General features: G+C 66.2%; 10 protein-coding genes and 1 pseudogene (1 of these 11 only partly in view). 7 read left to right on the top strand and 4 right to left on the bottom strand.

Annotated features, from left to right (window positions below; all coding sequences use genetic code 11):
• Positions 1-65: 65 nt before the first annotated feature.
• Positions 66-1,448, bottom strand: coding sequence for an APC family permease (locus tag Sa4125_RS18110; RefSeq protein WP_224000127.1), 1,383 nt, complete (start codon positions 1,446-1,448; stop codon positions 66-68).
• A gap of 246 nt (positions 1,449-1,694) precedes the next feature.
• Here Sa4125_RS18110 and Sa4125_RS18105 point away from each other — a divergent pair, with 246 nt between their 5' ends.
• The 5 genes from Sa4125_RS18105 to mgrA all read left to right on the top strand — a co-directional run bounded on the left by Sa4125_RS18105 (position 1,695) and on the right by mgrA (position 8,233).
• A complete protein-coding gene (locus Sa4125_RS18105; RefSeq protein WP_224000126.1) occupies positions 1,695-2,885 on the top strand; it encodes an NAD(P)/FAD-dependent oxidoreductase in 1,191 nt (396 codons plus the stop codon).
• A gap of 220 nt (positions 2,886-3,105) precedes the next feature.
• A complete protein-coding gene (locus Sa4125_RS18100; RefSeq protein WP_224007951.1) occupies positions 3,106-4,551 on the top strand; it encodes a L,D-transpeptidase in 1,446 nt (481 codons plus the stop codon).
• 94 nt (positions 4,552-4,645) lie between these two features.
• Positions 4,646-5,803 (top strand): L,D-transpeptidase, encoded by a 1,158-nt coding sequence (locus tag Sa4125_RS18095; RefSeq protein ID WP_224000125.1) that lies wholly within the window; start codon positions 4,646-4,648, stop codon positions 5,801-5,803.
• Positions 5,800-7,113, top strand: coding sequence for an extensin family protein (locus tag Sa4125_RS18090; RefSeq protein ID WP_224000124.1), 1,314 nt, complete (start codon positions 5,800-5,802; stop codon positions 7,111-7,113). The genes Sa4125_RS18095 and Sa4125_RS18090 overlap by 4 nt, the downstream gene beginning before the upstream one ends.
• Before the next feature lie 85 nt (positions 7,114-7,198).
• Positions 7,199-8,233, top strand: a complete 1,035-nt coding sequence (gene mgrA / locus Sa4125_RS18085) for an L-glyceraldehyde 3-phosphate reductase (RefSeq protein ID WP_224000123.1) — start codon at positions 7,199-7,201, stop codon at positions 8,231-8,233.
• Positions 8,234-8,252: 19 nt separating this feature from the next.
• Here mgrA and Sa4125_RS18080 read toward each other — a convergent pair whose 3' ends face one another.
• The gene (locus tag Sa4125_RS18080; RefSeq protein ID WP_224000121.1) at positions 8,253-8,885 is read right to left on the bottom strand and encodes a LysR substrate-binding domain-containing protein; all 633 of its coding nucleotides are present in this window, start codon (positions 8,883-8,885) and stop codon (positions 8,253-8,255) included.
• A 28-nt stretch (positions 8,886-8,913) separates the two neighbouring features.
• On the opposite strand from Sa4125_RS18080, the gene Sa4125_RS18075 reads away from it, so the two are divergent.
• Positions 8,914-10,197: an IS66 family transposase gene (locus Sa4125_RS18075; RefSeq protein ID WP_223998294.1), complete on the top strand. Its 1,284-nt coding sequence runs from the start codon at positions 8,914-8,916 to the stop codon at positions 10,195-10,197.
• A 35-nt stretch (positions 10,198-10,232) separates the two neighbouring features.
• Here Sa4125_RS18075 and Sa4125_RS18070 read toward each other — a convergent pair.
• Positions 10,233-10,532 (bottom strand): annotated as a pseudogene (locus Sa4125_RS18070) (LysR family transcriptional regulator); the annotation flags it as partial.
• Between the two features lie 112 nt (positions 10,533-10,644).
• Here Sa4125_RS18070 and Sa4125_RS18065 point away from each other — a divergent pair.
• Positions 10,645-10,899 carry a hypothetical protein gene (locus Sa4125_RS18065; RefSeq protein WP_224000120.1) on the top strand — a complete coding sequence of 85 codons (255 nt, stop codon included), beginning with the start codon at positions 10,645-10,647 and terminating at the stop codon, positions 10,897-10,899.
• 69 nt (positions 10,900-10,968) lie between these two features.
• On the opposite strand, the gene Sa4125_RS18060 is transcribed toward Sa4125_RS18065, so the two are convergent.
• Positions 10,969-12,120, bottom strand: partial view of a M23 family metallopeptidase gene (locus tag Sa4125_RS18060; protein WP_224000119.1) — the 3' portion only. Its footprint extends 771 nt past the window's final position; the window shows 1,152 of its 1,923 coding nt (coding positions 772-1,923); the start codon falls outside the window, past its right edge — the gene reads right to left on this strand; the stop codon is at positions 10,969-10,971.

The following is a 12,120-nucleotide window of genomic DNA, read 5'->3' as shown; positions in this document are numbered from 1 at the left end:
GGGTCGCCCTTTTTGCATTCCCGCAGACACCGCTCGCGGTCATGATGCCGCGAGCGGAAGCCTCGTCATTTCCTGTCGACGACAGCGGGATTGGAGCGATTGACCATGACCGTCAGGCCCCAGAGCCCGACGCCGATCGCCAGCAGGATGCCCGCGACGAGGTATTGCACGCTGTCGCGTCCGGTCCAGGGGCCGACGAGAAAGGCGCAGGCGAGCGCGCCGAGGATCGGCAGCAGCGTCGGCGTGGTGAAATGGTCGTGCTCGACCTTGTCACGGCGCAGCACCAGCACGGCGATGTTCACGACGGTGAAGACGCAGAGCAGAAGGAGTGCCGTCGTGCCGCCCAGCGCGGGAACGGCGCCGACGAAGGCGATCAGCCCGAAGGCGAGGAGCGTGGTGAAGCCGATCGCGACATAGGGGGTGCGTCGCTCCTGATGCACGCGGCCGAGCCACGGCGGCAGCACCTGTTCCCGGCTCATGCCGTAGACGAGCCGGCTTGCCATCAGCATGTTGATGAGGGCCGAATTGGCGACCGCGAACATGGTGATGATGCCGAAGATCCAGAGCGGAAAGCCCGGCGCGCCGGCGGCGACGACGTTCAAGAGCGGCGTCTCGCCCTCGCCGAGCTCCGCCGCGGGAACGAGGGTGATCGCCGAGATCGAGACCAGGACATAGATGACGCCGGTGATCGCGAGGCCCGAGAGGAGCACTTTCGGGAAGATCCGCGAGGGGGCCTTGCACTCCTCGGCCATGTTCACCGAGTCCTCGAAGCCGACCATGGCGAAGAAGGCGAGCGTCGTCGCCGCGATGACCGACCAGAACAGGCCCCGCTCCGGCCCTGCGTCAAAGGTAATGACGCGCGAGACGTCGCCCTGGCCCGTGCCGATCGCCCAGAAGCCGATCGTGATGATGATCAGGAGGCCGGTCAGCTCTACCGTAGTCAGGACCACGTTCATCTTCAGGCTCTCGGCGACGCCGCGAAAATTCACGATCGCCACCAGCGCCATGAAGCCGAGGCCGATCAGCGTCACCGTCAGGCCGCCGGCCTGGTCGAAGCCGGCCACCGTCGCGAGATTGGCGGCGAAGGCGCGCGAGGCGGTGGCCGCGGACGTGATGCCGGAGCTCATCACCGCGAAGGCGACGATGAAAGTGATGAAATGTACGCCGAACGCCTTGTGGGCATAGAGCGCGGCCCCGGCGGCGCGGGGATATTTGGTCACCAGCTCGAGATAGCTGAAGGCGGTGAGAAGCGCGATGACGAAGGCGACGAGGAAGGGCAGCCAGACGATGCCGCCGACCTGTTTGGCGACCTCGCCAGTCAGCGCGTAGATTCCGGTACCGAGGATGTCGCCGACGATGAAGAGGAGCAACAGCCAGGGGCCCATCACCCGGTGAAGTGCAGGTTCGGCCGTTGCTTCGCCGGCGCCCTGTTCAATCTTCTCGGCCATGTCCGTTCTCCGGTCGCCTTTGGCGTCGACCTTCGGGCGCGCCTGCCACGCTGTCAATCGGTGAGGTCTGCCGCGCTGCGGCAACCGCACCGCCCGCGAACCTGTGACGGAAGGGTTTCAATTGCCGCCTGGACAGCTGCCGTCGGGACCTGCCCGCAGCAGGGGCCTTGAGACCGCGGCCGCACCGGTCTATCCCCGGCGCTCAATCTCCCACTCGCCGCGATCGCCGTGGTCGAAAGGCATGGCATGACCTACGACGTATTGATCATCGGCGCGGGCGCCGCCGGCATGATGGCGGCCATCGAGGCGGGCAAGCGGGGACGAAGCGTTCTCGTCGTCGACCATGCGACGAAGCCAGGCGAGAAGATCCGCATTTCCGGCGGCGGACGCTGCAACTTCACCAATGTTCACACGAGCCCGAAGCAGTTCCTGTCGAACAATCCGAGTTTCTGCATCTCGGCGCTGAAGCGCTATACGGCGCGCGACTTCATCGCGCTCGTCGACCGCTACGCCATCGCCTATCACGAGAAGGCGCTCGGTCAGCTGTTCTGCGACGGCTCGGCCCAGCAGATCGTCGACATGCTGCTGGCGGAAATGCGCCGCCACGGCGCCGACCTCAGGCTCTCGACGACGGTCGACCGCGTGCGCCGGACGGAGACGGGCTTTGCCGCCGTGCTCAGCCACGACCAGCGCGGGATCGAGCCGGTGGAATGCACGTCCCTCATCATCGCCACGGGCGGCAAGTCGATCCCGAAGATGGGCGCATCCGGCTACGGCTACGAACTGGCGAAGAGTTTCGGCCTGAAGGTCACGGAGACGCGGCCGGCGCTGGTGCCACTGACGCTGGACCCGCCGACGCTCGCCCGCCTCGAGCCGCTGGCGGGCGTGGCCATCGACGCGGTCGTGTCGCACGGCAGGACGAAATTTGCAGAAGCCCTTCTGTTCACCCATCGCGGCCTGTCCGGGCCAGCCATGCTGCAGATATCCTCCTACTGGCGTGAGGGCGACGAGATCGCCGTGGCCATGCTGCCCGACCTCGATGTTTTTGCCGCATTGCGCGCCGCCCGGGCCGAGAACGGCCGGCAGTCGCTGCAGACCGGCCTCGGCGCCTTCCTGCCGAAACGTCTGGCGCAACTCATTGCGGGCGAGCTGAAGGGGCCGGAGCGGCTGGCCGACTGGCCCGACAAGCTCCTGCGCACGGCGGAAGCTGCGGTCAACGCCTGGCGCTTCAAGCCGGCGGGATCGGAAGGCTATCGCACCGCCGAGGTCACGCATGGCGGCGTCGACACCGCCGATCTCGATTCGAAGACCCTGCAGGCGAAAGCGGTGCCAGGCCTCTATTTCGTCGGTGAGGTCGTGGACGTCACAGGCTGGCTCGGCGGCTACAATTTCCAGTGGGCCTGGTCGTCGGGCTGGTGCGCGGGGCAGGTCGCCTGACGACGTACGGCAGGCGCCTCGCAAGTACATCTCTAAGCCAATCTTGCCTGCGGCCAGCCGCGCGCAAGCTTCGCGCGCCCTAGACGGGCCATCTTCATGCCGGGTTCATTTGCGAGTGACTAGGCTCGTCGGCAAAACATTGGTGGCTGGCGCCACTCGGGGCACCTGGCGCGCCGTTGGAGAAGACATGATGAAAACGGTCACCGTCACCTCGTTCGCGATGGCAGTTCTCGCCATCTCGGCCGCATCGCCGGCGCTGGCACAGTTCTACGACCCGCAGGACGTGCCGTACTACGACGACGGCAACGATCCGGAAATGCTGCCGCGTGCGCGCACCTTCATCGACGACCTCGGACGGACGGTGACGGTCGACCGGCGCGGACGCATCATTGCCGTCGAGCAGCCGCGTCGCGACGAACCAAGGCCGCGACGGCGCCGCGACAACTCGGTCATCCTCGAAGGGCCTGTGGGACGGGGCGGCGAAATCATCCTCGAGGGCAGGGCCGGCGCGATTCCCGGTGTCGATCCCGGCTTCATTCCGCGCACGCCCCGCTCCGCCGACCCCTACAATGAGGGCTTTCGATCCCCCGACGAGGACTTCGATGCGCCCATCGAAGCCGAGCCGCTGCCGGAGCCGAGATATGAAGCCGGCCTTCCGCGCCCGGGCGACGCCGGTTACGAGGACCCGCTGAATGCCGGCCTGCCGCAGGACGACGGCGCTGGCACGGGGCTGCCGGACACCGCGCCGATCGTCGTGCCGGGCGAGACGACCGCGCCGGAGACCCGTCCTGCTCCGGCAGTCGCCGGGCCCAAGGGCAAGAATGCCAAGGTCGAGATCGCGGCTCTCCAGGTACTGCTCGACCGCGCCGGCATTTCGCCCGGCGTCATCGACGGACGGATGGGCGGCAATGTCAACAAGGCTGTCGCCGCCTACGAAGAGAAGACCGGCGAGCGCCTCGACGCGACGAACGCGCAGGCTCTCGCCGAACAGCTCGACGCGACGGGCGGCCCGGCGATCGTGTCCTACACCATCACCGACCAGGATGCGGCCGGGCCCTACGTCGCCTCGATTCCGGACGACTATGCCGAGAAGGCGAAGCTCCCCGCCATGGCCTATACCCGCGTCTCGGAAATGCTGGCCGAGCGCTTCCACATGGACGAGGACTATCTGAAGGAGATCAATCCCGGCGCCGACTTCAACCGGGCGGGGACGATCCTGAAGGTCATGGCGGTCGGCGAGAACGTCACGCAGTCCGTCGCGAAGATCATCGCCGACAAGGGACGCGAGCAGGTGCGCGCCTATGATGAGGCAGGGCGCCTCGTCGCCGCCTATCCCTCGACGATCGGCTCCTCCGATACCCCCTCGCCGAGCGGCACGGTGCAGGTCAGCCGCATCGCGATCGACCCGAACTATACCTACAATCCGAAAATCAACTTCACCCAGGGCGAGAACAAGTCGGTCCTGACGATTCCACCCGGTCCCAACGGCCCGGTCGGCTCCGTCTGGATCGCCTTGTCGAAGCCCACCTATGGCATCCATGGAACGCCCGAGCCCTCGAAGATCGGCAAGACCAACAGCCATGGCTGTGTTCGGCTGACCAATTTCGACGCGCGGGAACTTGCCAAGATCGTCAAGCCGGGCGTCACCGTCGAGTTTCTGGAGTGATGTCGCCCCGGGCAATATGCTCGGCCGGCGAAGGACCCCACGACCCTCTGGCGCGTTGAGGCAGCGTACAAGCAGACATCCCGAGGTCCACGCCATGAAATCCAGTGCTCTTCCCGCCCTCGCGGGTCTTCTCATGGCCGGCGCGGCCTTCCTGCCGACACCGGCATGGAGCCAGGATGCTGCCGCCGGCGATCCCATCGCGGTCGTACTGCCCGACGTTTCCGAGCAGGCGATAAACGCGGCGGATTTCGAAGGCTGGAAAGCCCGCCGTGACGCTGCCAGGAGCGGCCTCGACGAAGCCCAGGCCGTGCTGAAAATCGATCCGGCAGCAACCGGGGACGTCCCGTCGGCTGATGGCGCGGCGAATTCGGCCGGAGCGATAAAATCTGCCGCGCCCGACGATTTCCCTGACCCCTTCCTCATCCGCCTGCAGATCCTGCTCGACCGGGCCCATGCATCGCCCGGCGTGATCGACGGTCTCGACGGCGAGAACACGCGCAAGGCGATCGCGGCCTATGGGTTGATCACCGGCAGCGACCTCGGCGACGAGCCGTCTGCCGAATTCTGGGAAAAGATCGGCGCCGACACGGCGGCAGTGGTGCGACCGTACACCTTGACCGGGGAGGATCTCGGCCAGCGCTATGTCCCGGACATGCCGACCGACTACGGCGACCTCGCCAAGCTCGACTGGCTCGGCTACCGCGACCCCGCGGAAATGCTGGCCGAGCGCTTTCACATGGACGAGACGCTGTTGCGGCGGCTCAATCCTGGCGCCACCTTCTTGGCCGTCGGAGAGACGATCCTCGTTGCCGAGCCGGGCGCCGCGCCGGATGCCAAGGTCGCCAAAATTGTCGTCGACAAGTCGAAAGGCGAAATCATCGCCTACGACGCCGACGATAATGTCGTCCTCGTCCATCCCGCGACGATCGGCTCGGAGGGCACGCCGTCACCCTCCGGAACGATGAAGGTCAATGGCAGCGCACCGGACCCGACCTACGAGTACAATCCCGACAAGAATTTCCAGCAGGGCGACAACACCGGAAAGCTGACGATCCCGGCCGGCCCGAACGGACCTGTCGGCGCGATGTGGATCGACCTGTCGAAACCGACCTATGGCATCCACGGCACGCCGGAGCCCTCGAAGATCGACAAGACAGCCAGCCATGGCTGCGTGCGACTGACGAACTGGGATGCCGAGGCGCTCGCCAGCCTCGTCCAGCCGTCGCGGACCGTCGTGGAATTCAAGGAATGATCGCGCTCGGCCATCGCGGCCTCGTCCTCGCCGGGTGCCTCCTGCTCGCCGCGGCACCCGTGAGCAATGCTGCCGGCCTGCCCTGGCCAGACGCCAATCCGCTGGAGCGTCTGCTCGGCAAGCCGAAGCAGCAGCCGACGCAAGGGGCGAAGCCACGTCGCCAGTCCCAGGTCCGGCCAGCGCCCGCTGCCGTGCCGGTGATTGCCGACGTTCCGCTGCCGGATGCCCGCCCCGAGCAGCCCGATGCGGCGAACAAGGTCGTCGAGACGCCCGACGAGAATGCGGAGGCTGCCCCGCCGCCAGAGCTGGCGGAACCCGACGCTTCCCCCGCAGTGCCTGCGGCCGACACCGTTCCGACACCCGAGACGGCTCCGCCCACACCCGATGCTCCGGCCGCTGACGCCAATCCTGCGCCTTCGGACGGCACATCGCCAGAACCGTCACCTGCGCCGCCGGAGGTAAAGACGCCTCCTCCTTCCGAGACGGCCAAGAGGCCGATCGACGAAATTCCGACGCCGGTCGACCGTCCGGAAGGCGAGGGGACCGACGCACCCGAGGCCGTCACCTCGCCGGAGCCGGCGCGACCGGAGCCCGCGCCGCCGGCGGTGGCCGAGCCCGAGCCAGCGAAGCCTGAACCGACGAAAGCGCAGCCCGAGCCGGCAGCGCCGGCGCCTGTCGAGCCCGACCCGGCCCCCAACTCGACGGAGAATCTGAAGTCCCGCAGCGTTGAGATCACGCCCGCGGCCTCGGTCCTTGCCGCCGCCGCCGTCGAGGACGCGAAGCTCTGCGAGGATGAACTGACCCAGCGCGGCATCGAGTTCACCGTGGGCGAAAGCATCTCCGAGGGTGAGTGCGGCGTTCTGCGTCCCATTGACGTGAAGCGCCTGTCCTCCGGCGTCCGGGTCCTGCCGAACACGCAGTTCCTCTGCCGGACAGCTCTCGCGCTTGACGACTGGATGACGAAAGGGGTTCTTCCGGCCGTCAAAGCCGATCTTCCCGGTCGAAAGTTGACCGAATTTCGCCATGCCTCGACCTATGTCTGCCGCCCGCGCGCCAGCGAGAGCGCGATTTCCGAGCATGCGCGCGGCAGTGCGATCGACATTGCAAGCTTCGTCTTCGACACGGGCGAGGACATCGGGGTCGCCGCCCAGGCAGAAGGATCGCCCGAGGCCAAATTCCAGGCCGCCGTCCGGTCGGCAGCCTGTGGCCCGTTCCTCACCGTCCTCGGTCCCGGTAGCGATTCCAACCACGCGACGCATTTCCACCTCGACATAGCCGCCCGCAGGAACGGCGCGACCTACTGCAAGTAGACTTGCATGGCCGACTGGGCGGCGGGGGGACTCGGGCTTATATGGCCGGCCAGGGGGAGGTCCCCCGACAATCCGGAGAAGTTCCTTGCCTTACAACGCTGCCGCCAACCGCTATGACGTCATGCCCTATCGCCGGCTCGGGCGCTCCGGGCTGAAGCTCCCCGCCATTTCGCTGGGCCTCTGGCAGAATTTCGGCGGCAACGACGTCTTCGAGACGGGACGCGCGATCCTTCGGCGCGCCTTCGACCGCGGCGTCACGCATTTCGATCTCGCCAACAATTACGGGCCGCCGGCAGGCTCGGCCGAGGAGAATTTCGGCCGGTGGATGACGGCGGATTTCCGCCCCTACCGCGACGAGCTGATCATCTCGTCCAAGGCCGGCTACGACATGTGGCCGGGCCCCTACGGCAATCTCGGCTCGCGCAAGTATCTCGTCGCCAGCTGTGACCAGAGCCTGAAGCGCATGGGGCTCGACATGCTGGACATCTTCTACCACCACCGCCCCGATCCCGAGACGCCGCTGGAAGAGACGATGGGCGCGCTCGACCATATCGTGCGGTCCGGACGGGCGCTCTATGTCGGCGTTTCCTCCTATTCGCCGGAACTGACGCGCGCGGCGCATGCGATCCTCGCCGCGCAGGGAACGCCCTTCGTCATCCACCAGCCGTCCTATTCCATGCTGAACCGCTGGGTGGAGGATGGGCTCCTCGACACGCTCGGTGGTCTCGGCATCGGCTGCATCGCCTTCTCGCCTCTGGCACAGGGTTTTCTGACGACGAAATACCTCGACGGCGTGCCGGAGGATTCGCGCGCCGCCAAGGCCGGCTCGTTCAAGCCGGACTACCTCAGCGACGACAATATCAGCCGGATCCGGTCGCTCAACGCCATTGCCGGGAAGCGTGGCCAGACCCTTGCACAGATGGCGATCGCCTGGGTGCTGCGCGATCCCCGCCTCACCTCGGCCCTCATTGGAGCTCGAACGGTCGAACAGCTCGACAATTCCCTGGATAGCCTGGCGAACATGGCCTTCTCGGACGAGGAGCTGGCGGAGATCGATCGTTTCGCCACGGATGGCGGCGTCGATCTCTGGCGAGCCCAGTCGCGCATCCAGCCGGAATGACGGCCGTGGGTGCCGGGGGTCACGCGAAGAGGCGGCGGCCCCGGCTTCCGATGTCGGCAAAGCTCGCCGCGACGTGTTCGGCCAAGGCATCGGTCACCGCTCCGGCCCCATCGCGCCGCAGCATCTGGACGTCATAGCCCCCGAGCGCGGGCAGGCCGTCGGCTTGGCCCAGGCGGACGAAGGGCGGTGCGATGACGCTCCGCGGCAAGGGCGCGATCGCCAGATCCGCTTCGACCGCCGCGATCTGCCCCTGGCAGTGCTCGCTGGAATAGGCGACGCGGACCGGTATGCCGGCCGCGTGCAATGCCGCCAGTGCCTTTGACCGCCAGCTGCATCCGCTTTCGGCCAAGGCCACCGGCAAGGGACGGCGGTGGACGGCGCCTCCATTGCGTCTTCCGACCCAGACCAGCTCTTCGGTATGGACGGTCGTCGTGGCCAATGCGCCATTATCCTCGAGCGAGAACAGCGCCAGATCGAGGTCGCCGGCAAGACAAAGCTGTCGCAAGGCCCGGCTCGAATCCAGCCGAACGTCGACCTGCACGAGCGGGTGGGTTGTGGCGAAGCGGGCGAGGATGGCCGGTATCGCGATCACCCCGCTGTCGAACGGCGCCCCCAGGCGCACATTGCCCGTAATTACCCACCCCCTTGTCACGGGCCGAATTCCCTGAATCCATGGACGGATGGATCGCGGTGATTTGCAGCGTCTGACGAAGGAAGAGTTGATCGATCTGGTGCTGAAGATTCAGCGTCCGGAGAAGACGTCACGCACATCCTCGAAGCCTCCGTCTAGTGACCGCAAGGAGCGCCGTGAGCAGGCAAGACCTGGCGGCGCCAAGCCCGGTCACGAAGGCCACAGCCGAGCGATGGGTGAGGATTTCGATCGGCTCGTCGATCACCGTCCCGAGCAATGCTCCTGCTGCCAGGCAGCCCTGGCCGATAGCCTTCCCGCGGAGATCGGCGGCACGTACGAGACGGTCGATCTGCCGGAGATCAAGCCGTTCGTGACGCGTCATCGCCGGCTTTCGGTTTGTTGTCCTTCCTGCGGCACGCTTGTCTCAGCGGGATTGCCCGATGCGGCAAGGGGGACGCCGTTCGGGCCGCGGCTGCATGCGGTGGCGACCTATCTTAAGACCTTCCAGGCCCTGTCCTATGAACGGCTTCAGAAAGCTCTGGCCGATCTCTTCGGCTTGCAGATCAGCCAGGGCGGGCTGATGAACATGCTGCGCCGGGCGCAGGGCACCTTCGTCGCCGACCGCGATCTCGCCATTGCCGCCCTGCGCCGCTCCAAGGTGGTGGCCTCGGACGAGACCGGCGTTCGCATCGAAGGCAGCAACGCCTTCCAATGGGTGTTTCGCTGCGATGACGCAGTCGTCCATCGTGCCGCTCCGACCCGTGGTGCCATCGTGGTCAGGACCCTGATGGACGGGCACCGGCCAAAGGTCTGGTGTTCCGATCGCTACTCTGCCCAGCAGGGACATGCCGACGCCCATCAGACCTGTCTGGCTCATCTGGCCCGCGACGTCGCCTACGCCGAACAGGCGGGCGAGGATCTGCTGCCGTCGCGGCTGCGGATCTGGCTGTCCAAGGCTTTCGCTTTGGCCAGCGGCATCACGACCTTCGCCGCATCGACCATCGTCGCCAAGCGCCGTGCACTGGAGCGAAGTCTTTCCGAGATCCTCGCCGCACCGACCTCCTGCCCTTTCGCTCGAGTGGTCCAGCACAAGTTCAGGCGAGCGCGCGACCAGCTCCTGACCTTCACTCTCTGGACCGGGATGGTCGAGGCCACCAACAACGGCTGCGAGCGCGCCCTGCGACCGGCCGTGATCCAGCGCAAGGTCACCAACGGCTATCGATCCATGTGGGCCGCCGAAGGCGAAGCTGACATCCGAACCGTCGTCGATACCGCCCGGCTGCGCCAAGGGGGCAACGTCTTCAACACAATTCTCGAGACGGTAGGCGCCTGACATTCTACGGAATGCGGGGGTGGGTAATTACCATTGCCCTCCATCGGTGGCATCAGGAAGTGCGCCACGGCCTCGTCGCTGAGCGCCAGCAACCGGCGGGCATAGTCCAACAATATTTCGCCGTCGGAGGTGAGGGTGACAGACCGCGCCTCCCGGCGAAAAAGCATGCGGCCGAGCATGTCCTCGAGCCGCTTGACCTGAAGGCTGATGGCGGACGGCGTGCGGCAGACGCGTTCGGCAGCAGTCGAAAAATTCCCGGTTTCGCAGATCGCCACGAAGGTGCGCGCGAGATCGAGGTCGAGGGCTGGTCGTCCGGAAGGGTAGGCAGCGGGAATCACCGGATTCTCCCATGAGTTTTGCTCACACCAATCTTATCATCTTCTCGTTAGACTCATCAATCGCGGTGCGGCAGGGTCGATGGGTGGAGAGTGAACGAAGGAGAGCACCATGATATCGGCCTCGGCGATCAGGCTGCACAAGGCTTGTCTCCCAAAGCCAGCGAACCGCCTGGCCGCCCGTTTCCAGGCGTGGCGTGCCGAGCGCCGCGAGCGAGGCCGTCGACGCGACAGGCTTCGTCACCTGCTGCAACTCGGCGATCATCTTCTGGATGACATCGGTCTCGACCGGCACACGCTGGAGGTTTCGTCCGCGCCGCTGTCGGCGCGCGCATGGGAAGAACGTCGGGCGGCCTTGTCGCTCTAGATCAGGTTTCCGAAACTCTGCCACCGGCACCGGAAGCGGCATCTGAAACGCCAGCGACAGGTCCGCCGATCAGCGGCCGGCGACGCGGGTCGGGTCGTCGCGGTCCTTCAGGAGGTTGTCGATCCGATCGCGCTCGCGCTTGAAGAGATCGAGATCGGCGCCCGCCAGAACTCTCCCCGATGGCAGCTTGATCCGCATCGGATCGACCTTCTGGCCGTTGACGCTGACTTCGTAATGCGTGTGATTGCCGGTCGAGAGACCGGTCGAGCCGACAAAGCCGATGACCTGTCCCTGACGGACACGCGCGCCCTTGGTGATGCCCTTGGCGATGGTGCTCTGGTGCGAATAGGAGGTCTCGTAGCCGTTGGCATGACGCAGGATGGTCTGCCGGCCATAGCCGCTGCTCCAGCCCGCGGCCTCGACGACGCCCGAACCCGTGGCGATGATCGGCGAGCCCGCCGGCGCCGCCCAGTCGACGCCCCAATGCGGCCGGACATAGCCCAGAACCGGGTGTTTTCGTCCTGTACTGAAAGCCGAGGACATTCGGGCCTTCGGGACCGGCTTGCGCAGGAGGAACTGGCGTGAGCTGCGGCCTTCCTCGTCATAGTAATCGCTGTGCTCGTCGTCCTTGCCGCGGAACCGGTAGAATTTCTTCGTTTCGTCGCCGAATTGCGCTTCCGCGTAGAGGATTTCCGACGCGTCGGTCGCGTTCTCCTTGCCCTCCTCGAGCGAATAGAAAACGGTCAGCCGGTCGTCCGGGCTGAGGCGTGCCTGGAAGTCGACGTCGGAAGCCAGCATGCGGACGAGCTGCTGGCAGAGCCGCGTATCGAGGCCGTAGGAAAGCGCGGCCTGGTAGATGCCGTCATAGACCATGGGCATGTCGGAATGGCGCTGCACCTCCGCGGCATTCTGGTCGAGGGCCTCGGCGACGTCGCGGTTGAGGTCGGGCTGGGCTCCCGGGGCAAAACTGCCGTCGTCGCCCTCGGCGACCGTCACCATATGCGCGTCGCCGCGGTAGACCGAAAGGCGCACAATGCGGCGCGTGCCACCCTCGGTCTCCGAACCGACTCGAATGATATTGCCCGGCCCCAGCGTCTTGGTGGAGAGAAGATCAGAGAGGCGTTCGGCGGCATAGGCGGCCTCGCCCTCTTCGTAGCCCGCTTCCGCCAGAGCCGCGAGGATCGGCTGGGTTTCGGAAAAGCGGATGGCCTCCTCGTTGTA

The organism is Aureimonas sp. SA4125 (assembly GCF_019973775.1).
In the GTDB taxonomy this organism is placed as follows: Bacteria; Pseudomonadota; Alphaproteobacteria; order Rhizobiales; family Rhizobiaceae; genus Plantimonas.
Note: the sequence above shows the minus strand (reverse complement) of the source record. Positions and strands in the feature narration are given on the sequence as shown.